This window comes from Rivibacter subsaxonicus, from assembly GCF_004217215.1.
GTDB classification, from domain to species: domain Bacteria; phylum Pseudomonadota; class Gammaproteobacteria; order Burkholderiales; family Burkholderiaceae_C; genus Rivibacter; species Rivibacter subsaxonicus.
The window spans coordinates 265,286-284,816 of record NZ_SHKP01000006.1; the positions used below are offsets into that span (position 1 = coordinate 265,286).

At 69.9% G+C, this 19,531-nt stretch carries 20 protein-coding genes; 9 read left to right on the forward strand and 11 right to left on the reverse strand.

Going from position 1 to position 19,531, the window contains the following annotated elements; all coding sequences use genetic code 11:
* Positions 1-4: 4 nt before the first annotated feature.
* Together moaA and EV670_RS11145 are read right to left on the reverse strand one after the other, a co-directional pair.
* Positions 5-1,129 carry a GTP 3',8-cyclase MoaA gene (moaA, locus tag EV670_RS11140; protein WP_130432036.1) on the reverse strand — a complete coding sequence of 375 codons (1,125 nt, stop codon included), beginning with the start codon at positions 1,127-1,129 and terminating at the stop codon, positions 5-7.
* Between the two features lie 90 nt (positions 1,130-1,219).
* A complete protein-coding gene (locus tag EV670_RS11145; protein WP_130432038.1) occupies positions 1,220-1,981 on the reverse strand; it encodes a C40 family peptidase in 762 nt (253 codons plus the stop codon).
* Between the two features lie 143 nt (positions 1,982-2,124).
* Between EV670_RS11145 and acuI the strand changes: the two genes are divergently transcribed.
* A complete protein-coding gene (gene acuI / locus EV670_RS11150) occupies positions 2,125-3,108 on the forward strand; it encodes an acrylyl-CoA reductase (NADPH) (protein WP_130432040.1) in 984 nt (327 codons plus the stop codon).
* On the opposite strand, the gene EV670_RS11155 is transcribed toward acuI, so the two are convergent.
* Positions 3,105-3,287 carry a hypothetical protein gene (locus tag EV670_RS11155; protein ID WP_130432042.1) on the reverse strand — a complete coding sequence of 61 codons (183 nt, stop codon included), beginning with the start codon at positions 3,285-3,287 and terminating at the stop codon, positions 3,105-3,107. The two genes, acuI and EV670_RS11155, sit on opposite strands and share 4 nt — an antisense overlap.
* A 121-nt stretch (positions 3,288-3,408) precedes the next feature.
* On the opposite strand from EV670_RS11155, the gene EV670_RS11160 reads away from it, so the two are divergent.
* The gene (locus EV670_RS11160) at positions 3,409-5,313 is read left to right on the forward strand and encodes a propionate--CoA ligase (protein ID WP_130432044.1); all 1,905 of its coding nucleotides are present in this window, start codon (positions 3,409-3,411) and stop codon (positions 5,311-5,313) included.
* 238 nt (positions 5,314-5,551) lie between these two features.
* Here the strand turns inward: EV670_RS11160 and EV670_RS11165 are convergent, their stop codons facing one another.
* Both EV670_RS11165 and EV670_RS11170 read right to left on the reverse strand, forming a co-directional pair.
* Positions 5,552-7,075 carry an NAD(P)-binding protein gene (locus tag EV670_RS11165; RefSeq protein ID WP_130432046.1) on the reverse strand — a complete coding sequence of 508 codons (1,524 nt, stop codon included), beginning with the start codon at positions 7,073-7,075 and terminating at the stop codon, positions 5,552-5,554.
* 50 nt (positions 7,076-7,125) lie between these two features.
* Positions 7,126-8,160 (reverse strand): GlxA family transcriptional regulator, encoded by a 1,035-nt coding sequence (locus EV670_RS11170; RefSeq protein ID WP_130432048.1) that lies wholly within the window; start codon positions 8,158-8,160, stop codon positions 7,126-7,128.
* Positions 8,161-8,276: 116 nt separating this feature from the next.
* On the opposite strand from EV670_RS11170, the gene EV670_RS11175 reads away from it, so the two are divergent.
* The 3 genes from EV670_RS11175 to EV670_RS11185 are packed head-to-tail and all read left to right on the forward strand — an operon-like array spanning position 8,277 to position 11,406.
* The gene (locus tag EV670_RS11175; RefSeq protein ID WP_130432050.1) at positions 8,277-9,350 is read left to right on the forward strand and encodes a class I SAM-dependent methyltransferase; all 1,074 of its coding nucleotides are present in this window, start codon (positions 8,277-8,279) and stop codon (positions 9,348-9,350) included.
* A gap of 22 nt (positions 9,351-9,372) precedes the next feature.
* Positions 9,373-10,326: a LysR family transcriptional regulator gene (locus EV670_RS11180; protein WP_130432052.1), complete on the forward strand. Its 954-nt coding sequence runs from the start codon at positions 9,373-9,375 to the stop codon at positions 10,324-10,326.
* A gap of 54 nt (positions 10,327-10,380) precedes the next feature.
* Complete coding sequence (locus tag EV670_RS11185) at positions 10,381-11,406, forward strand: Cj0069 family protein (RefSeq protein ID WP_130432054.1); 1,026 nt, start codon at positions 10,381-10,383, stop codon at positions 11,404-11,406.
* Positions 11,407-11,529: 123 nt separating this feature from the next.
* On the opposite strand, the gene EV670_RS11190 is transcribed toward EV670_RS11185, so the two are convergent.
* The 6 genes from EV670_RS11190 to EV670_RS11215 all read right to left on the reverse strand — a co-directional run bounded on the left by EV670_RS11190 (position 11,530) and on the right by EV670_RS11215 (position 16,921).
* Entirely contained in the window at positions 11,530-11,805 is a 276-nt protein-coding gene (locus EV670_RS11190) for a hypothetical protein (RefSeq protein ID WP_423213578.1), read from the reverse strand.
* A gap of 198 nt (positions 11,806-12,003) precedes the next feature.
* The gene (locus tag EV670_RS11195; RefSeq protein ID WP_130432056.1) at positions 12,004-13,017 is read right to left on the reverse strand and encodes a cytochrome d ubiquinol oxidase subunit II; all 1,014 of its coding nucleotides are present in this window, start codon (positions 13,015-13,017) and stop codon (positions 12,004-12,006) included.
* Positions 13,014-14,405: a cytochrome ubiquinol oxidase subunit I gene (locus EV670_RS11200; RefSeq protein WP_130432058.1), complete on the reverse strand. Its 1,392-nt coding sequence runs from the start codon at positions 14,403-14,405 to the stop codon at positions 13,014-13,016. Before EV670_RS11200 ends, EV670_RS11195 begins: the two co-directional genes overlap by 4 nt.
* Before the next feature lie 24 nt (positions 14,406-14,429).
* A complete protein-coding gene (locus tag EV670_RS11205; protein WP_207225055.1) occupies positions 14,430-15,005 on the reverse strand; it encodes a GbsR/MarR family transcriptional regulator in 576 nt (191 codons plus the stop codon).
* Positions 15,006-15,212: 207 nt separating this feature from the next.
* Positions 15,213-15,968, reverse strand: coding sequence for a hypothetical protein (locus EV670_RS11210; RefSeq protein WP_130432060.1), 756 nt, complete (start codon positions 15,966-15,968; stop codon positions 15,213-15,215).
* 314 nt (positions 15,969-16,282) lie between these two features.
* Positions 16,283-16,921 (reverse strand): LysE family transporter, encoded by a 639-nt coding sequence (locus tag EV670_RS11215; protein ID WP_130432062.1) that lies wholly within the window; start codon positions 16,919-16,921, stop codon positions 16,283-16,285.
* Between the two features lie 269 nt (positions 16,922-17,190).
* On the opposite strand from EV670_RS11215, the gene EV670_RS11220 reads away from it, so the two are divergent.
* The 4 genes from EV670_RS11220 to EV670_RS11235 all read left to right on the forward strand — a co-directional run bounded on the left by EV670_RS11220 (position 17,191) and on the right by EV670_RS11235 (position 19,507).
* Positions 17,191-17,541 carry a hypothetical protein gene (locus tag EV670_RS11220; RefSeq protein WP_130432064.1) on the forward strand — a complete coding sequence of 117 codons (351 nt, stop codon included), beginning with the start codon at positions 17,191-17,193 and terminating at the stop codon, positions 17,539-17,541.
* Positions 17,542-17,683: 142 nt separating this feature from the next.
* Positions 17,684-18,373, forward strand: coding sequence for an aquaporin Z (gene aqpZ / locus EV670_RS11225; RefSeq protein WP_130432066.1), 690 nt, complete (start codon positions 17,684-17,686; stop codon positions 18,371-18,373).
* Between the two features lie 52 nt (positions 18,374-18,425).
* A complete protein-coding gene (locus EV670_RS11230) occupies positions 18,426-18,935 on the forward strand; it encodes a GFA family protein (protein WP_130432068.1) in 510 nt (169 codons plus the stop codon).
* The gene (locus EV670_RS11235) at positions 18,932-19,507 is read left to right on the forward strand and encodes a GNAT family N-acetyltransferase (RefSeq protein ID WP_130432070.1); all 576 of its coding nucleotides are present in this window, start codon (positions 18,932-18,934) and stop codon (positions 19,505-19,507) included. Before EV670_RS11230 ends, EV670_RS11235 begins: the two co-directional genes overlap by 4 nt.
* Positions 19,508-19,531 lie beyond the last annotated feature (24 nt).

Here is a 19,531-nt window from a genome sequence, read left to right on the forward strand (position 1 = left end):
GCGCTCATCCTCCGATGTAGCTCATCTCGACGCGGCGCCCCGAGGCCGCCGGCGCCGCTTGCCCGCTGCCGCGCAGCTCGGAGTAGCGGTCGTCGCGTCCGCTCCAGACGGCGCCGATCGCGGCCTCGATCTCGGCGTCGCTGGCGCCCCCGCGCAGCAGCGCGCGCAGGTCGTGGCCGTGCGAGGCGAACAGGCACAGGTAGAGCCGGCCCTCGGTCGACAGCCGGGCGCGGTTGCAGTCGCCGCAGAAGGCCTGGGTGACGCTGGAGATGAAACCGATCTCGCCGCGCCCGTCGCGGTAGCCGAAGCGCTGCGCGGTCTCGCCGGGGGCGCTGGCGGCCAGCGGCACCAGCGGCAACTCGCGCTCGATCAGCGCGCGCAACTCCTGCGAGGGCAGCACCTCGTCCATGCGCCAGCCGTTGGTGGCGCCGACATCCATGTACTCGATGAAGCGCAGCGCGACTTGGCCGTCGTAGTGCTCACGGAAATGGCGCGCCATCGGCAGCACCTGGTGGTCGTTGGTGCCGCGCTTCACGACCATGTTGACCTTGAGCGGCGCCAGGCCCGCGGCCAGCGCCGCGTCGATGCCGCGCAGCACCTCGGCGACCGGAAAGTCGACGTCGTTCATGCGCTTGAACACCGCGTCGTCGAGCGCGTCGAGGCTGACCGTCACGCGCCGCAGGCCGGCCGCCTGCAGTGCCGCGGCCTTGCGCGCCAGCAGCGAGGCGTTGGTCGTGAGCGTGATGTCGAGCGGCTCGCCGTCGGCCGTGCGCAGCGCGGCCAGCATCCCGACCAGGACCTCGAGGTTCTTGCGCAGCAGCGGCTCGCCGCCGGTGAGGCGCAGCTTGCGCACGCCCTGCGCCACGAACAGCCGCGCGGTGCGCGTGATCTCCTCGAAGCTCAGCAGTTCGCCGTGCGGCAGGAACTCGTGGTGCTTGTCGAAGACTTCCTTCGGCATGCAGTAGCTGCAGCGAAAGTTGCAGCGGTCGGTGACCGAGATCCGCAGGTCGTGCAGCGGACGGCCGCGGCGGTCGGCCAGCAGGCCGTTGGCGGGCAGGGCCTGCGGCGGCACGCGCATCGGCAATGCGCGCGCGCGCAAGTCGACGAGGGGGATGCTGCGCTCGGCCATCCGGGCATTGTGCCCTCGGCCGCGACCGGGGGTGACCCGGTTAGGGCCTGTCCACGCTACCGGAGGGCTCGCGCCCGGCTCGCGCAGGCTCTAGTTGCGTACCGGCGCGCTGGTGGGAAGGAGTCGCGCGCCCGCGCCGCGCACGGCCGGGCCCGGCGCGGCAGGCGCCATCTCGACCGCGCTGGCGCTGGTGCCGGCAACGGTGGACGCGGGGCCGCCCTCGGGCGCGCGTCGCGCACCGTTGAAGCGCTTGCTCCAGTAGGCCACCCGCATGTCCTCGACGCGCACCTTGCCGCCGGTGCGCGGCGCGTGGATGAACTTGCCGTCGCCGACGTAGATGCCGACGTGCGAGAAGGTGCTGCGCAAGGTGTTGAAGAACACCAGGTCACCCGGCTTGAGTTCGGCCCGCTCGACCTTGAGCCAGCCCGGCGTGCTGGCCTGCTCCTTGGAGCGGCGCGGCAGCATCAGGCCGACGCTGGCCTCGAAGACATGGCGCGTGAAGCCGCTGCAGTCGAAACCCTGCTCGACACTCTGGCCGCCGCGGCGATAGCGCACACCGAGGAAGTTCATGGCCGAGCCGATCAGGCCGGTGGCCCAGTCCGAGGCCTCGGCGGCCAGGCCCGAGGCGGTGCTCGTGCGATCGACCGCTTCGCCGTCGAGGAAGCCGCGCTCGTGCAGCAGCCTCAGCACCGGGTCGGCGCCGGCCGTGGCACTGGCCGCCGTTGCCGGGGCATGCGCGCCGGGCAACTCGTCCGGCGCAGCGTGAACACCGAACGACAGCGCCAGCGCGCACGCCGCGGCCGCGCGCAGCAGGGCGCGGGGCAGGGTGGGGCGAGGGGCGTGGCCGGACATCGACGCGCAGCGTAGCGGCGCCGGCGCCGGGGCGTCAACCCAGAAAGCCCGGAAATCCGCTGATCTAACAAGCACTTACGTTCAGGTCTCGGCACACTTGGGGCCGCGCGCTTGCGCACCCAAGCTCACCGAGGAGAGGCACGATGTTCCGAGCCCTGCTGCTGGAGAAGGACGAGGCCGGCTTCCGCGCCGGCGTCCAGATGATCGAAGAGGCGCGTCTGCCGCCGGCCGCGGTGCTAGTGGCGCCGGCGTACTCGACGCTGAACTACAAGGACGGCCTCGCGCTTACCAACAAGGCGCCGGTGGTGCGCCAGTGGCCGATGGTGCCGGGCATCGACGGCGCCGGCCGCGTGCGCGAGAGCAGCCACCCTGGCTGGCAGCCGGGCGACGCCTTCATCCACAACGGCTTCGGCGTCGGCGAGACGCATTGGGGTTGCCTCGCCGAACGCGCGCGCCTCGACGGCGACTGGCTGGTCAGGCTGCCGGCCGCTTTCACGCCGCGCCAGGCGATGGCCATCGGCACCGCCGGCTACACCGCGATGCTGTGCGTGATGGCCCTGGAGCGCCACGGCCTCGTGGCCGGCGACGGCGAGGTGCTCGTGACCGGTGCCACCGGTGGCGTCGGCTCGGTGGCCGTGGCCTTGCTCGCCAGGCTCGGCCACAAGGTCGTGGCCGCTACCGGCAAGGCGGCCGAGGCCGACTATCTGCGCCGACTGGGCGCAAACGGCGTGATCGACCGTGCCGAGTTGGGCAGCCCCGGCAAGCCGCTGCAGAAGGAGCGCTGGGCCGCGGTGGTCGACGCGGTCGGCAGCCAGACCTTGGTCAACGCGCTCGCGCAGACCCGCTACGGCGGCGCGGTCGCGGCCTGCGGGCTGGCCCAGGGCGCCGACCTGCCGGGCACGGTGATGCCCTTCATCCTGCGCAACGTGGCGCTGCTCGGCGTCGACAGCGTGATGGCGCCGCGCGTGCTGCGCGAGCAAGCCTGGGCCCGGCTCGCGCGCGACCTGGACCCGGCGCTGCTGGAGAGCATGGTGAGCGAGGTGACGCTAGCTGGCGCGCTCGACGCCGCGCGGCGGCTGATGGACGGCCAGGTGCGGGGACGGATCGTGGTCCGTGTCGCCGACTAGGCGGCCAGGCCAAAGGGGTAGGCCTCCTGCCGCGCCACGTCGTCGTCGACCGGCGCCGTGAGGTGGACGCCCTCGTCGTGGTGCCCGAGCTCGAACTGGGTGCCGTAGGGCTGGGCCGGGCCGTCGTGCCCCTGTGTGATCGGGGCTGCAAGGTGGCGCCTTGGCGGGCGGACCAGCATCCCCAATGCCGTGTAGGCGCCGGCAGGCGGAAAACACCGCCTTGCCGGGCGCCCGGCGTCAGTGCATCGTCAGCGCTCGCGGTTTCAATGGCCGCCGCAGGCATAACGAGGAGACAGCACGATGGACTACGAGGCCTACCACCGCCGCTCGATTGCCGAGCCCGAGGCCCACTGGCGCGAGCAGGCCGCGCTCGTGGACTGGCAGCGTCCCTTCGAGCAGGTACTCGATCACTCGAACCCGCCGTTCGCGAAGTGGTTCGTCGGCGGCACCACCAACCTCTGCCACAACGCGGTCGACCGCCACCTCGCCACGCGCGGCGGGCAGAACGCGCTGGTCTGGGTCTCGACCGAGGTCGATCGCGAAGTCACCTACAGCTACCGCGACCTGCATGCCGAGGTGCAGCGCATGGCGGCCATCCTGCTCGCGCTCGGCGTGCAGCCGGGCGACCGCGTGCTGATCTACATGCCGATGATTCCGCAGGCGGTGTTCGCGATGCTGGCCTGCGCGCGCATCGGCGCGATCCACTCGGTGGTGTTCGGCGGCTTCGCCAGCCAGAGCCTGGCCAACCGCATCGACGACGCGCGGCCGAAGCTCGTGGTCAGCGCCGACGCCGGATCGCGCGGCGGCAAGGTGGTGGCCTACAAGCCGCTGCTCGACGCGGCCATCGATTTCGCGCAGCACAAGCCCGAGCGCGTGCTGCTGGTCGATCGCGGCCTCAGCGCCATGGAGCGCGTGCCGGGGCGCGACGTGGACTACGCGCCGCTGCGCGAACAGCACCTCGATGCCGAGGTGCCTGTGACCTGGCTCGAATCGACGACGCCGAGCTACACGATCTACACCAGTGGGACCACCGGTAGACCGAAGGGCGTGCAGCGCGACACCGGCGGCTACTGCGTGGCGCTGGCCGCGAGCATGAGGAGCATCTTCCGCTGCGAGCCGGGCGAGACCTACTTCTGCACCAGCGACATCGGCTGGGTCGTCGGCCATTGCTACATCGTCTATGGGCCGCTGATCCACGGCATGACGACGATCCTCTACGAAGGCCTGCCGATCCGGCCCGATGCCGCGATCTGGTGGCGTCTGGTCGAGAAGTACAAGGTCACGGCGATGTTCAGCTCGCCGACCGCGGTGCGCGTGCTCAAGAAGCATGACCCGGCGCTGCTCAAGCAGCACGACCTGAGCTCGCTGCGCGGCCTCTACCTCGCCGGCGAGCCGCTCGACGAGCCGACCGCGCAGTGGATTGCCGACGGTATCGGCCGCCCGATCATCGACAACTACTGGCAGACCGAATCCGGCTGGCCGATCCTGACGCTGGCCAACGGCATCGACGGCGTGGCGCCGAAGACACCGAAGTTCGGCAGCCCCGGCCTGCCGATGCCCGGCTTCGACGTCAGGCTGATCGACGACGCCAGCGGCGAGGAGCTGACCGAGCCCAATCGCAAGGGCGTGCTGGTGGTTGCCGGGCCGACGCCGCCCGGCTTCATGCAGACCGTCTGGGGCGACGACGCGCGCTACGTCAACACCTACTGGAAGACGGTGCCGGGCAAGAGCGTCTACAGCACCTTCGACTGGGGCATCCGCGACGCCGACGGCTACTACTTCATCCTCGGCCGCACCGACGACGTGATCAACGTCGCCGGCCACCGGCTGGGCACGCGCGAGATCGAGGAGGCCGTCTCCGGCCATGCCGCGGTCGCCGAGGTCGCTGTGGTCGGCGTCGCCGACGAACTCAAGGGCCAGGTCGCGATGGCTTTCGTGGTGCTCAAGGATTCCTCGCTCGCGGCCGACGCCGCCGGCGCGTTGAAGCTCGAGGGCGAGATCATGAAGCGCGTCGACGAGACGCTCGGCGCGGTGGCGCGCCCGGCGCGGGTGCGCTTCGTGACGCTGCTGCCCAAGACCCGCTCGGGCAAGCTGCTGCGGCGCGCGATCCAGGCCGTGTGCGAGGGCCGCGATCCGGGCGACCTGACGACGATCGAGGATCCGTCGGCGCTGCAGCAGGTGCGGGATCTGGTGGCGACGCGCTGAAGCGTCGATGCGCCTTGCGGTCGGTCGCGCGGACTCGCAGGTGGCGCAGGCTGCTTGCAACTCGTCGCGGAGGTTCCCGCCAGCGAACGAGTTGCCCGATCGCGGTCAAAGGATCGACCGACAAGCGGCGTCGCGATTGAGCAGCGCGGCGCAGCACAGCACGCTGCCGACCGCGCGCTGGCAAGGCAGCGACCAAAGACTTGGCTAGCCACCTCGACACGAAGTGCCGTCTCTTGCCTCAGGCAGTTGCCGCGAGCAACTTCACGAGCTTGCCTGCGGCCGCCCCGCCGAATCGCTTGATGCGCTCGCGCGTCTCGACCACCGTGGGGTGGTCGCGCTGCTGCCCGATGCCGCTCAGCGGGTTGAGCCGCGTGTCCCTGGCCCAGGTCGCCAGCGCCGGAAACGCGGCGCGCGCCTGCTCGCCGGCCATGGCCGCCAGATAGGCCGACAGGTAGTCGGCCGGCTGGTCCCAGTAGGCGATCGGCGGGCACAGGCGGTTCTTGTCGTCGTCGCGCTCGATGGTGGCCTCGACGACGCCCAGCAGCGCGAACTGGTAGCAGGCGAAGCCCCAGAGGCAGGGCTGCACGGTGACCCGATCCGCCTCGAAGATCGGCCGCAGCGCGGGGCGCGCCAAGCCCTGCGCGGCGCAGTGCACGTGCAGCGTGTGTGCGTCCGTGGGCACCGTCCCGCCGTCAAGGACGATACGGTCGCGTTCGATGCGCCGCACGCGGCCCATCCGCACCACGTCTTCGATCTTGCGCAGCAGGCCCAGTTCGGCCTCGCTGATGATCGCGCCGTGGCACATCGTGGGCATCACTGCGGTGTCGACCCGCAGCAGGAACCCGTCCGACTCCAGTCGGAGAAGAACATCCTCGACCGAAGCGGCCTCGGCCATGGCCTGCAACTGCAAGCCGACGCCGGCGTAGAAGTCGGGCAGGTAGGTGTGCGGCTGGTGGTAGCGGCGGTTCAACCACCAGCCTTCGCGGGGCTTGATCCACCTGATGGCCGGCGCCGGCACGCCCTGGGCCAGCAGCCACACGCAGGTGTCCAGTGCGGTCTTGCCCGCCCCGACGATGACGAATCGCTCGGGCCGGTCGCCGATGCGCGTGAGCTCGCCGGCGGCGATGCACCGTACGCCATCGGCCACGGCGAACGGGGGTGCGCTGGTGGCCGGAATGGAGCCTTCGAGATAGGTGGTGTCCACCAGCTTGCGCCGTACGCGCACTTCGCGGGTGACACCGGTGAGGGCAGGGGTGAAGTGGTGCCGGCCGGTCGGGTCCCGGCCGTAGTCGCTGCCGGGAAAGTAGCGCACGCGCCCGCTGGCCAGGAAGTGCTGCTGCATCACCCGGGCGAAGTAGGCGCGCAGTTCGTCGGCCGTGGCGAGTTCGTAGAACCCGGCGTTCAGACCGGACCGGTCGATCGCGTCCTGCCCCAGCGGCACCGAGTCCACGCCGTAGAAGGCCGAGGGCTGGTGCAGACGAACGAAGGGGTAGGCGTCGATCCAGTGTCCGCCGGGCGCGTGACGCCGGTCGACGATCGTGACGGTGGCATCCGAGTGTGTGAGCAATGCATCGGTGAAGGCCATGCCGGCCGCGCCGGCCCCCACCACGAGGTAGTCCGTCTCAGTCAGGTCGCTCATTGCCGCTGCCCTGGGTGCGCCAAGGCGCAGGATAGCGCCACGGCTGCGCCGCATTGGACCCGGTTTCCGGTGGCTTGGCGTGTGGCGCTGTACCAGGGTGCGATGTCGAGTCCGCGCGAGCATTGAACTTCCAAACCGTGCCTTTCCCCGGCGCCTCCGCGGCCCGCACCGCGCTATGGCCGCGCGAACTCCGGGATGCGAAAGCGCTTGCGGTACGCGCCCGGCGCCATGCCGGTGGTGCGCTTGAACAGGCGGCGGAAGAAGGCCCCGTCTTCGTAGCCCACGCGCCAGCCGATCTCATCCACCGGCGCATCGGTGCGCTCCAGCCGGCGCTTGGCGTCCTCAATGCGCAGCCGCTGCACGTAGGCGATCGGCGCCAGGCCAGTGGCCGCGGTGAAGCGGCGCTTGAAGGTGCGCTCGGCCAGCTTGGACCGCTGGATCATCTCGTCCACCGGGCTGGCCACCGAGAAGTGCGTGGCGAGCCAGCGCTGCGCGGCCTCGATTTCGGCGTCGCCATGGTCGCTCCGCCCCTCGAAGGTGATGTACGGCGCCAGGCCGTCCTGGTGCCACTGCAGCGCAAACAGTCGGGCCAGCGCCTGCGCGTCGGTGGCGCCGGCGTAGCGCGCAATCAGGTACAGCACCATGTCGTGCCAGGTGGTCGACGCCCCCGAGCTCACGAGATCCTCGCGCTGGCCCGAGATCACCAGCACCCGCTCGGGGTGGATCGGCACCAGGGGGTGCGCGGCCGAGAACTGGCTTGCGTAGGCAAAGTGCACCGTCGCGTCCTTGCCGTCGAACAGCCCCGTCTCGGCGAGCAGGAAGATGCCCGAGCAGGCCGAACAGAGCACCGCGCCGCGCTCGTGCATGCGCTTGAGCCAGGCCACCAGCCGCGGATAGCGGCCGGCCTCCCAGCCCGTGCCGCGCACCAGCAGCGAAGGCACGATCACGATGTCGGTGGCGCTGATGTCGTCGATCGAGCGTTGCACGAGCACCGGCACGCCGCTGGCAATGTCCAGCGCCCCGACCGCCTCGCCGACGATCTCGACCTGGAACGGCGCCTGCGCCGGCGTCTGCGGCAGCCCCATCAGCGCAGAGGCGTTGAACACGTCATAGATGCCGGCCAGCGTGGCGAAGCCGGCATCGGGCAACGCGACCAGCGAGACGTGGCGGGCGGCGGACGGGGCAGGCGGGTTCGAAGCTCGGGGCATCGCGATGTCCTGGGCGTTGGCACAAACGGACCGATCTTGGGCGATTTCCGCTCTGCCGTGAATGGTGCCGCCTCGCGACGATGGGCGCCTGTTCAACCTCACCCGCAGGAAATCCCATGGACCACCCCACCACCGCCCTCGACATGGCCAAGGTCGAGGCCTTCGCGATGCGCTCCATCGGCGACGTCACCGCCGGCTACACCGGCGTGATGGTCAGCCTCGGCCACAAGCTCGGCCTGTACAAGGCGCTGGCCGCCGTCGGCCCGCTCAGCGCGAAGGAACTCGCCCGGCGCGCCGGCTGCGCCGAACGCTATGTGCGCGAATGGCTCAACGCGCAGGCCGCCGGTGGCTACCTCGGCTTCCACGCTGTCAGCGACACCTACGAGCTCTCGCCCGAACACGCGCTGGTGCTGGCCGACGAGGACAGCCCCGTGTTCATCCCGCATGCCTGGAACGTGCCGGCCGCGATGTGGTTCGACGAACCGAAGGCGCTCGAGGCGTTTCGCACCGGTCGCGGCGTGGCCTGGGGCGAGCACGATGAGCGCATGGCCTGCGGCGTGGCCGCGTTCTACCGCAACGGCTACCGCGCGAGCCTGGTGCCGCAGTGGCTGCCGGCATTGGACGGCGTGGTCGCGCAGCTCGAGTCGGGCATCTGCGTGGCCGACATCGGCTGCGGGCACGGCCACGCCACGCTGCTGATGGCCGAGGCCTTCCCGAACTCGCGCTTCCACGGCTTCGACACCCATGCCGCGTCGGTCGAGGAAGCCCGCAGGCACGCGGCCGCCGCCGGGCTGGCCGAGCGCGCCTCGTTCGCGACGGCGCGCGCCACCGACTACCCGGACCAGCGCTACGGCCTGATCTGCTTCTTCGACACGCTGCACGACCTGGGCGATCCGGTGGCCGCTGCCGAGCACGCCGCCGCGACGCTGGCGCCGGGCGGCACGGTGCTGCTGGTGGAGCCGTTCGCGCACGACCGCGTCGAGGACAACCACTCGGCGGTCGGCCAGCTGTACTACAGCGGCTCGTCGCTGATCTGCTGTGCGCATGCGATCGCCGAGGGCGGCAAGCTCGTGCTGGGTGCGCAGGCCGGGCCCAAGCGCCTGGCCGACGTGTTCCGCAAGGCCGGCTTCGCGCACTTTCGGCGCGCGGCGGAGACGCCGTTCAACCTGATCTTCGAGATCCGGCGCTGACGCCATCCACGAGGGCTGCACGATGGACCAATTGCGCGCGATGCGCACCTTCGCCGAGGTTGCCGGGCGAGGCGGCTTTGCCGCGGCGGCGCGTGCGCTCGACCTCGCGCCATCGGTCGTCACGCGCCTGGTGGCCGACCTGGAAGACCAGCTCGGCGCCCGGCTGCTGACCCGCACCACGCGGCGCGTGGCGCTGACGCCGATCGGCCAGCAGTACCTGCGACGGGCGCAGGGCATCCTGCGCGACGTCGACGAGGCCGCCGCCGTGGCGTCGCAAGGCCAGCGCGATCTGCGCGGCCGCGTGCGCCTCATCGCGCCGCCGCTCTTCACCACCCGGCAACTGATGCCGCGGCTGGCGCGCCTGCACAAGCTGCATCCGGGGATGGCCATCGACCTCACCGCCGACGGCCCGGTGGACAGCGTTCACGAGTCGCATGACATCAGCGTCGTCGTGCGCGCCGACCAGCTCGATGGCGACTTCGTTGCCTATCGTCTGGCGCTTTCGCAGGTGCTGTTGTGTGCGGCGCCCGGCTACCTGCGGCAGCGCGGCCGACCGCAGCACCCGCATGAGCTCGCGGACCACGCGCTGCTGGTCGCGGCATCGACGCGCACTCCGCGCAGCCTCGTGATGACGGATTCCGCCGGTACGACCGCCGAGATCGCGCTCGCCCATCCGCTGCTCAGCACGTCCAACGCCGAGCTCTGCCACTCGGGCGCGCTGGCCGGCATGGGTATCGCGGCGCTGCCGACCTTTGCGGTGCAGGCCGACCTCGAGCAGGGTCGGCTCGAGCGCGTGATCGGAGACTGGCGCCTGTTCGACGTGGCCGTGCATGCGTGCCTGCCGAGCCGCCGGCAGGTTCCCGCGGTCGTGCGTGCCATGCTGGACTTTCTGCGCGCCGAGTTCCCGGGCGCCGATCACGACCCCTGGCTCCCGCACTCGGCGCCGATGCAATCGCGGCTGCGGCTCGCTGCCTGAACGGGGCCAGCCCGACGCCGCGCGATGGAGATCCGGACGATGTAGAAGCTCGGCATGGGCTCGCCGGTCCCCGTGTTCGCCATCCTCTATCCGGGTGACCGGACGGCCCGCGATCGCTCGGATCCGGCGGCGAGTCGCTTCGCTGCGCTGTTCGACGCCTTTGCGCTTGCCGGCGTGCAGGTCGAGCCGGCCGTGTACCACGACGACTTCTGCGACGAAGTCGAAGCGCAGCTGCTGCGACTGCGCGGCGTGCTGGTCTGGCACAACCCGGTCGAAGGCGGCCGCAGCCGACGCATGCTGGACGCCATGCTGCAGCGCGTCGCCTCGGCTGGAGTCTTCGTCAGCGCGCACCCGCAGACGATCATCCGGATGGGCACGAAGGACGTGCTCGTCGCGACGAGGGACCTGCCGTTCGGCTGCGACACGCACCGCGTGGATTCGATCGACCAGCTCATCGTCGATCTGCCGCGGCGATTGGCACAAGGGCCACGCGTCCTCAAGCAGCATCGAGGCCACAGCGGCATCGGCGTCTGGCGCATCGCGCAGGAGGGCGCCGACTCCTTTGCACTCCAACATGCGCAGCGCGGATCCACCGAAGAGCACGGTCCCTTGTCCCTGGTGCTGGAACGACTCGCGCCGTACTTCGCAGCCGGCGGTCACATGGTGGATCAGGCCTGGCAGCGCCGACTGCCGGAGGGCATGGTGCGGGCCTATCTGGTTCGGGATCGCGTGGCCGGCTTCGGCCACCAGGCAGTCAACGCGCTGTATCCCGCCGCACCGGGCGAGCCCGCTCCCCAGCCCGGTCCACGGCTCTACAGCGGCCCGGAAGATGGACGATTTCAGCCGCTGCGGCGTCTGCTGGAGGGCGAATGGGTGGACATGCTGGCGGGCCGACTCGGCATCGCGAGCGATCGCCTGCCCGTGCTGTGGGACGCAGACTTCCTGCTCGGGGAGTCCTCGGATCCGGCGCAGGGGCGCTACGTGCTCTGCGAGATCAACGTCAGCAGCGTCGCCCCGTACCCCGAAACTGCGAACGCCGAGATCGTGAAGGCGATCAAGTCGGTACTGGCGGCAAGCTAGACGCGCATCCGCTATCGCCGGCCAGGCTCGGAGACCGACGTAGCGTCTGCGCTCCCGCTCCGAAGTGCGGGCCGTCCTCGATGGATGGCTGCAGTGCGGACCATTGGCGCCCGCGACCGGAGCTCAGTACTTGATGTCCCGCTTTTCCTGTCGACCGTCTTGCTTGGTCTCGCGCTTGTCCTGGCGGCACTCGGGGTTGCTCTTCTGGTTCTCCTGCCGGCAGTCGACCTTGGTCGAGCGCGCGTCCTTCTTGGCCTCCTGATTCGCGTCCCTGCCCTGCTGACGCTGCTTCGACTGCTCGGTTGCCAGAGCAGCGCCCGACAGGGCAAAAAAAGCGGTCGCGGCCAGCAGGCCGACGGCCCGACCCCAAGATCCGTTTCTCGAAGCACTCATTTGCATGCTCCTCTTTCCGCGGTGGAGATCACCGGCCCAGAAATACTACTACTACCCCCGACCTTCAACCCTCTGGCCAGGTAGGCGTCCCTCTGTCGCTCACTACGTGCTGCACGATCGCCACCAGTGCCGCCGTGCTCAGGTCCGGCATCGGCACACCGTTCACCGCCGCGAGTGGCCCCGGCCCTTGCGCGCCATCAGGACTCAGGCGTACTTCAGCTCGCGCACCTTGCCGCCGAACACCCGGTACGAAAAGATCGTGTAGACCACGATCGCCGGCACGCTGATGGCGGCGCCGATGCCGATCACGATCAGCGAGGCGGTCGAGCTGGCGGCATCCCACACGGTGAGCTGGTCGATGATCACGTAGGGATAGAGGCTGTAGGCCAGGCCGATGAAGGCCAGCACGAACACCGCCACCACGATCGCCAGCGGTGCCCAGCAGAAGCGGCCGGTGAGGCCGGTGCGCCGGTGATCGGGCTGGACCAGCAGCCAGCGCAGCCACAGCAGCAACGCAGCGCTGATGACCGGGATCGGCAGCAGCGCGATCAGCTCCGGCATCGTGAACCAGCGCGCAAACACCGTCGGGCTGGCAAAGGGCGTTGCCAGCGAGATCAGCGCGATGCCGCCGACCATCGGCCACCAGGCCTGCCGCGCCCAGGCGATGGCCTTGAGTTGCAGCGCGCCTTCGGTCTTGAGGATCAGCCAGGCCGCGCCCATCAGCACGTAGGCCGCCGGCAGCGTCAGCGCGATCGCGACGGCAAAGGCGGCAAAGCCCCAGCCGGGCGCGAAGCCGGTGATGTAGCGGCCCAGCATGTAGCCCTGCGCGAGCGCGGCCAGCATCGAGCCGGCAAAGAAGATGCGGTTCCACAGCGGCTGGTGTTCGTCGCGCGCCTTGACGCGGAAGTCGAAGGCCACGCCGCGCAGGATCAGGCCGATCAGCATCAGCGTCGCCGGTAGGTAGAGCGCACCGAGGATGCGGCCGTGCGCGACCGGAAAGGCGATCAGCAGGATGCCCACGCCGAGCACCAGCCAGGTCTCGTTGGCGTCCCAGAACGGCCCGATCGACGCGACCATGGTGTTCTTCTCTTCGGTGCTGGCGCGCGGCAGCAGCATGCCGACGCCGAGGTCGTAGCCGTCGAGCACCACGTAGGCCAGCATCGCCAGGCCCATCACGGCGAGAAAGACCACGGGTAGCACGGTGTCGAGCGTGTTCATGACGTGGCCTCCGCGTTGGGCAAGCTTCGCGGCGATACCTCGACCGACGGCTTCGCGGCTTCCTTCGCGTGCTCCGCCATGTAGCGCAGCACCGCGACGTAGGCCACGATCAGCGCGGCGTAGAGCGTGAGGTAGAGCGCCAGCGAGAGCGCGATCATCTGGCCTGGCACGGTGGAGGCCACCTCGGCAGTGCGCACCAGGCCGAAGACGATGAAGGGCTGGCGCCCGATCTCGGTGACGTACCAGCCGGCCAGCGTGGCGAGCCAGCCGGAGAAGGTCATCGCGGCCAGGCCCCAGAGCACCAGCCGCGGCAGCGCCGCGCCGTTCCAGCCGCGACGGCGCAGCAGCCACAGGCCGGCCCAGCTCGCCGCCAGCATCAGCAGGCCGACGCCGACCATGACGCGGAAGGCCCAGAACACCGGCGCCACCGGCGGGTGTGCGCCCTTGAAGTCGTCGAGGCCCTTGAGCTCGCCGTCGGCGCGGTGGGTCAGGATCAGGGCGGCGCCGTTGGGCACGCCGATCTCGAAGCGGTTCGCGCGCGCCGCCTCGTCGGGCCAGGCAAACAGCAGCAGCGGCGCCCCGCGCTCGGTGTGCCACAGGCCCTCCATCGCGGCGATCTTCTGCGGCTGGTGCTCGAGCGTGTTGAGGCCGTGCAGGTCGCCGACGAAGATCTGCACCGGGATCAGCAGCGCGCCGAATGTCAGCCCCAGGCGCAGCGTCTTGTGGGTGGCGCCGTTGGCGCAGTTGCGCAGCAGTTGCCAGGCCGAGAGCCCGGCCAGCAGAAAGGCCACCGTCAGGAACGAGGCCAGCAGCATGTGCGCGAAGCGGTAGGGGAACGATGGGTTGAAGATCACCGCGGCCCAGCTCTGCACATGGAACTGGCCGCCCACGACTTCATGGCCGGCCGGCGTCTGCATCCAGGAGTTGAGCGCGAGGATCCAGAACGCGCTCATCGTGGTGCCGAAGGCGACCAGGAAGGTCGCCAGCAGGTGCACCCGCTCCGAGACCCGGCCATGGCCGAAGAGCATCACGCCGAGGAAGGTGGCCTCGAGGAAGAAGGCCGTCATCACCTCGTAGCCGAGCAGCGGGCCGGCGATGTTGCCCACGCGCTCCATGTAGCCCGGCCAGTTGGTGCCGAACTGGAAGCTCATCGTGATGCCCGAGACCACGCCCATTGCGAAGCTGAGCGCGAAGACCTTGGTCCAGAAGCGGTAGGCGTCGAGCCAGGCCGATTGCTGGGTGCGCAGCCAGCGCCAGCGCATGAACAGCAGCACCCAGGCCAGTGCGATCGTGATGGTGGGGAACAGGATGTGGAAGCTGATGTTGGCGGCGAACTGCACGCGCGCGAGCATCAGCGCGGTTTCGGTGGCGGCGGCGCTGACATCCATGCGGCGGGACCTCGATGTTGAGAATCAGCGGGAGGTGCTGGCGGACCGCGGGCCGGCGCCCGCCGGCTTGAGCCGGCTGCCGAGCTCGAGCACCTTCTGCACCTTGGCGCCCATCTTCATCAGGCGCGCCAGCGTCTTGGCGTCCAGGCGCTGGACGTCGTCGAACCAGGTGCTGCTGAGCTCGATGAACTCGTGCATCGCGCGCATGCGCTCCTGCGCGTGGCGCTCGTCGTCGTTGCCGGGGCTGGCCAGCAGCGCCTCGCGCAGCATGCTCAGCGTGGGCTCGATCTCGCGCCGGCGGCGCTCCTCGGCCAGGGTGCGAAAGATCTCCCACACGTCGGCCGGCGCCTCGAAGTACTCGCGCCGGTCGCCGGCCAGGTGCTTGAGCCGCACCAGGCGCCAGGCCTGCAGCTCCTTGAGCCCCATGCTCACGTTGGAGCGCGAGAAGGCCAGCGACTCGGCGATCTCGTCGGCGTTGATCGGCCGCGGCGAGACGAAGATCAGCGCGTAGATCTGGCCGACCGTGCGGTTGATGCCCCAGCGGCTGCCCATCTCGCCAAAGTGCGAGACGAAGTGCTGGACCAGGGGTGGCAGAGACATGAGGCTTCCGAGTGGAGGCCTGTATTTTCAGTAATTCCTGAAAACTCGCGATGCCGTGGTGCTAGAGATCGACTGCCGTGCAGGGGCAATGGCGGTGGGCCTGCTCCGCAGAACCGGGTCTGCGTAGTGCGAACAGGCCCTGGGCGCGGCGCACGCTGGCTAGCAGCGTGCCAGCCAGCGCCAACAGCGCGCCGAGAGGTCGAGCGCTCAGCCCTTCTTGCGTCTGACGAAGTACGCAACGAGAGCCGCGAGTGCGATCAATACCGCGACCCACAGCAGCCAGGATGTCGACTGTTGTGGCGGGGCCGAGGTACTCGGTGCCTCGGGAGTGGCCTGTGCCGGCGCCACCGACGCAGGAGCCGCCGCAACAGGGGCCGCCGAAGGACTCTTGTCCGCAGCGGGCTCCACCTTGGCTTGGGCGAGCTTCATGTCGACCTCGGTCTCGGTCACGACGGTTGGCGGCTCGTTCGAGATGAACGTAGCAGTGACCACGTCGCCGGGCTCCAGTTTGCTAATACCGATGACGCGCCCATCCTTGATCATCTCGATACCGCGCTTGTCGAGTTCGCTTTGGGCAAAGCGGCGCCGCACACCGTCGGTTCCCCGGACTGTCACGGAATGCGAGGTCGTGCTCACCACCGTGGCCTCGCGAACCTCGGAGACGGTGACGGGCGTGATCGTGGTCGTGGTGGTCGTAACGGTCGCCTGGCCCTTCATTCCCGGCTTCAGTTCCTTTGCGGACATCTGCCGGCCATCGACCTTGAAGCGAAAGGCGTCCGGCACCGTCAGGTCGTGAGTCCCCTTCTGGTCGCGGAAGATCACCCTGTTGCCATCGACCGCGAGCACTTCGAAGTCGCGCACATCGACTGCCGTTTGCGTCTGCGCGAGCAATCCCCCCGTGGCGAGCAGCCCTAGACCGAAGGCCATCACGACTGCTCGCAGCAAGCTTGCTTTCGTTCTCATCTTCGTTCTCCTCTGGTTGGATTTCGATGTTCCAAGCCCGTGCGCGTTGTCCCGACTTCGAGACCTCGCTCTTGTGGGTCCGGGCATACCCACGGTGAACAGAGAATAGTGGATGGGGGGCCCGAGAAGCTCATGCCGGCTAGGGGCCCGATGGCGGCGGTCGCGGCAGTGCGGCGCCGTCCCTGCCGCGCCGACGCCGACCATGAACCGAGGGCCCCAGAACAGCGGCCCGAGATGCCGACGCTTCGAGCGATCGACTGCCGCGCAGGGGCAATGGCGGAGGGCGACCCGGGTCTGCGCAGTGCGAACAGGCCCTAGGCGCGGCGCACCGTGGCCAGGAGCGTGCCGGCCAGCACGAACAGGCTCCCGAAGATGCGGTTCAGCAGGCGGATGTGGTGCGGCTCGCGCAGCGCGCGCAGCACCCGCGCGGCCAGCGCCGTGTAGCAGCTCATCACCACCAGGTCGGTGAAGCCGAGCGTGGCGGCGATCACCAGGTACTGCGGCGCGAGCGCGCGGCCGAGGTCGAGGAACTGCGGCACCACCGCCAGCAGGAACACCGTGCCCTTCGGGTTCACCGCGTTGACGCCCCAGCCTCGCAGCACCAGCGAGCGCGCGCTCGGCGCGCCGAGCGCGGCGGCGGCATCGTCGTCGGCGGCCACCAGCGGCGTGGCCGGCGCACGCCACTGCTTGATGCCGAGCCAGACCAGGTAGGCCACGCCCAGCCACTTGACCAGCGCGAAGGCGGTGGACGAGGTGGCGATCAGCGCGCCGAGGCCGGCGCCGACCAGCAGCACCTGCGTCCAGATGCCGAGGATCAGGCCGAAGGTCGTGTAGAGCCCGCGCGAGAAACCATGGTTGAGCCCCGCGCTCATCGCCGCCACCGCGCCGGCGCCGGGCGAGATGCTGATCGCCCAGGAGGCGAGGAAGAAGGTGAGCCAGGTCGAGAGTTCCATGGTGCGGCGGGGCGGGTACAGCGAAGCGCCGATGGTAGCGGCGGCGTTGTCGGCCGCCGACAGGGAGCGGGAGAGGCGCTGGGTGGCGGATAGCATGCGGCAAGAGTCGGGCGGCATACCGAGCGACTTAGTCAGTCTGATCCGCTGCAGGTGACCTTGGAGGCGTGGATGAACCCGGGGTGTCGGACGTGGCCGAACCGATACCCGCCAGCGGATCGGGCTGAGACTGCCATACCGGCCAATGTCGCCCACTTGACGTTTGACCCAACATGATCCTGTCCGCGGCCGGCGAAGTCGATCTTGAGAATGCACGGATCGTGCAGGTCGAGAGGTCGGCTTCACAAGTCTCAATCTACGTTTCCAGCGCTACCGTTGAAGCTCGACCGACTGCGAGCCTAACGCTGGAACTCCTCGGGGTGACGGCAGAGTCCGCGGTTCTGCACGTTGCCGGAGGCGGCGAGGTCCCGCTTGACGTTGGGTCGTCGTTGCCGCCGCTCAATCTGGTAGAGGTGTGGAGCGAGCATGACGGAACGCTCGAACTGCAAGGCTATCGCGATCGCGAGCCATGGGTGGTGTGGAGGCTGAGTGCTAAGTCAATTCGCGCCAAAGCTCAGGTCTAGCTTGTTGGTCAAGCGGAGGTGCCCCCACGCTAAGCCGCGCCACAGCTCAATCGCCCGCAGCCCCAGCACCAACCTGCGTGCCAACGCGTGCTTCCGATCCCGTCTGAGTTGAGAATCCGCCCACCCATCAACGGAGGATCCAATGAAGCAATACGGCGCTGAATTCCTTGGAACGTTCTGGCTCGTTCTTGGCGGCTGCGGGAGCGCGGTGCTCGCGGCCACGTTCCCGGAGGTGGGCATCGGCCTCGTCGGCGTGTCGCTGGCCTTCGGGCTGACCGTTCTCACGATGGCCTTCGCCATCGGCCACATCTCTGGCTGCCACCTCAACCCGGCCGTCTCGATCGGCCTGTGGGCCGGTGGGCGCTTTCCGGCCGCGCAGCTCGTGCCCTATATCGTGGCCCAGGTGCTGGGCGCGGTGGCGGCGGGGGGCGTGCTGTACCTGATCGCCAGCGGCGCACCGGGCTTCGACGTGTCCAAGGGCTTTGCCAGCAACGGCTTCGGGGCGCACTCGCCGGGCGGCTACTCGCTGTTCGCGGCGCTGCTCACCGAGGTCGTGATGACCATGTTCTTCCTGCTGGTGATCCTCGGCGCCACCGACAAGCGGGCACCGGCCGGCTTTGCGCCGATCGCCATCGGCTTGGCGCTGACGCTGATCCACCTCGTCAGCATTCCGGTCACGAACACCTCGGTCAACCCGGCGCGCAGCACGGGCGTGGCGCTCTACGTCGGCGACTGGGCCGTCGCCCAGCTCTGGCTGTTCTGGCTCGCCCCGATCGTGGGCGGCGTGATCGGAGCCTTCGCCTACCGCTTCATCGGCAGCGAGGAGCGTTGAGACGGGCGGCCCGTCGTGGGCCGCCCCCGACGCCACACCCCCGGAGCCCCTCATGCATGACGCATCGACCTCCCTCGACGGCGGCTGCACCTGCCGCACCGTGCGCTACCGCCTCGCGAGCGGCCCGCTGTTCGTCAACTGCTGCCACTGCACCTGGTGCCAGCGCGAGAGCGGCTCGGCCTTCGCGCTCAACGCGATGATCGAGGCCGATCGCGTGCAACTGCTCCAGGGCGAGCCCGAACTGGTCGACACGCCCTCGCTCAGCGGCGCCGGCCAGAAGATCGCGCGCTGCCCGATCTGCCGGGTCGCGGTCTGGAGCCACTACGCGGGCGCCGGCGACTCGGTCTGCTTCGTGCGCGTCGGCACGCTCGACGAGCCGGCACGCTGCCCGCCCGACATCCACATCTTCACGACGACCAAGCAGCCCTGGGTGCTGCTGCCGCCCGGCACGCCGGCGGTGGCGGAGTACTACAAGGCCTCGGCCCACTGGCCCGCCGCCAGCCTGGAGCGCCGGGCGGCGCTGCAGCAGCGGCTGGCCGCGGCAGCCGCCGCCAAGCCGTGAAGCCGGCCGCGTTCAGCGCCGGTGCGTTTCGCGCGGTGGAGCTCGGCCCGGCCGACGAGGCCGCGCTGCAGCGCTTCTTCGAGGCCAATCCCGGCTACTTCCTGGCGGTGCAGGGCGAGCCGGCGGCGGCCGACGCCGCGCACGAGGAGTTGCACGGTCAGCCGCCGGCCGACTGGCCCTGGACGCGCCAGTGGCAGTTCGGCTTCGTCGACGCCGGCGGCGAGCTGGTCGCGATGACCGACCTGGTGGTGGACCTTCTGGCTCCGGGCGTCTGGCACATCGGCCTGTTCGTCGTGGCCACGCCGCTGCACGGCGGCGGCGCCCCCCGCGCGCTGTACGCCGCGCTCGAGGACTGGATGCGCGCGCAGGGCGCGCAATGGCTGCGCCTGGGCGTGGTGCTCGGCAACGAGCGCGCCGAGCGCTTCTGGGAGCGCAACGGCTACGCGCAGATGTGCCGGCGCGAGGGCATCGCGATGGGGCAACGGATCAACACCGTGCGCGTGATGATGAAGCCGCTGGCCGGCGGCACGACCGAGCAATATCTGGCGCTGGTCGAGCGCGACCGGCCGTAGGCACGAAGGCCGCCTCGGGTAGCA

Bases quoted from the DNA above. Each gene is read 5' to 3' on its own strand.
- moaA (WP_130432036.1), bottom strand. From the start codon at position 1,129: ATGGCCGAGCGCAGCATCCCCCTCGTCGACTTGCGCGCGCGCGCATTG.
- EV670_RS11145 (WP_130432038.1), bottom strand. From the start codon at position 1,981: ATGTCCGGCCACGCCCCTCGCCCCACCCTGCCCCGCGCCCTGCTGCGC.
- acuI (WP_130432040.1), top strand. From the start codon at position 2,125: ATGTTCCGAGCCCTGCTGCTGGAGAAGGACGAGGCCGGCTTCCGCGCC.
- EV670_RS11155 (WP_130432042.1), bottom strand. From the start codon at position 3,287: ATGCTGGTCCGCCCGCCAAGGCGCCACCTTGCAGCCCCGATCACACAG.
- EV670_RS11160 (WP_130432044.1), top strand. From the start codon at position 3,409: ATGGACTACGAGGCCTACCACCGCCGCTCGATTGCCGAGCCCGAGGCC.
- EV670_RS11165 (WP_130432046.1), bottom strand. From the start codon at position 7,075: ATGCTCGCGCGGACTCGACATCGCACCCTGGTACAGCGCCACACGCCA.
- EV670_RS11170 (WP_130432048.1), bottom strand. From the start codon at position 8,160: ATGCCCCGAGCTTCGAACCCGCCTGCCCCGTCCGCCGCCCGCCACGTC.
- EV670_RS11175 (WP_130432050.1), top strand. From the start codon at position 8,277: ATGGACCACCCCACCACCGCCCTCGACATGGCCAAGGTCGAGGCCTTC.
- EV670_RS11180 (WP_130432052.1), top strand. From the start codon at position 9,373: ATGGACCAATTGCGCGCGATGCGCACCTTCGCCGAGGTTGCCGGGCGA.
- EV670_RS11185 (WP_130432054.1), top strand. From the start codon at position 10,381: ATGGGCTCGCCGGTCCCCGTGTTCGCCATCCTCTATCCGGGTGACCGG.
- EV670_RS11190 (WP_423213578.1), bottom strand. From the start codon at position 11,805: ATGCAAATGAGTGCTTCGAGAAACGGATCTTGGGGTCGGGCCGTCGGC.
- EV670_RS11195 (WP_130432056.1), bottom strand. From the start codon at position 13,017: ATGAACACGCTCGACACCGTGCTACCCGTGGTCTTTCTCGCCGTGATG.
- EV670_RS11200 (WP_130432058.1), bottom strand. From the start codon at position 14,405: ATGGATGTCAGCGCCGCCGCCACCGAAACCGCGCTGATGCTCGCGCGC.
- EV670_RS11205 (WP_207225055.1), bottom strand. From the start codon at position 15,005: ATGTCTCTGCCACCCCTGGTCCAGCACTTCGTCTCGCACTTTGGCGAG.
- EV670_RS11210 (WP_130432060.1), bottom strand. From the start codon at position 15,968: ATGAGAACGAAAGCAAGCTTGCTGCGAGCAGTCGTGATGGCCTTCGGT.
- EV670_RS11215 (WP_130432062.1), bottom strand. From the start codon at position 16,921: ATGGAACTCTCGACCTGGCTCACCTTCTTCCTCGCCTCCTGGGCGATC.
- EV670_RS11220 (WP_130432064.1), top strand. From the start codon at position 17,191: ATGATCCTGTCCGCGGCCGGCGAAGTCGATCTTGAGAATGCACGGATC.
- aqpZ (WP_130432066.1), top strand. From the start codon at position 17,684: ATGAAGCAATACGGCGCTGAATTCCTTGGAACGTTCTGGCTCGTTCTT.
- EV670_RS11230 (WP_130432068.1), top strand. From the start codon at position 18,426: ATGCATGACGCATCGACCTCCCTCGACGGCGGCTGCACCTGCCGCACC.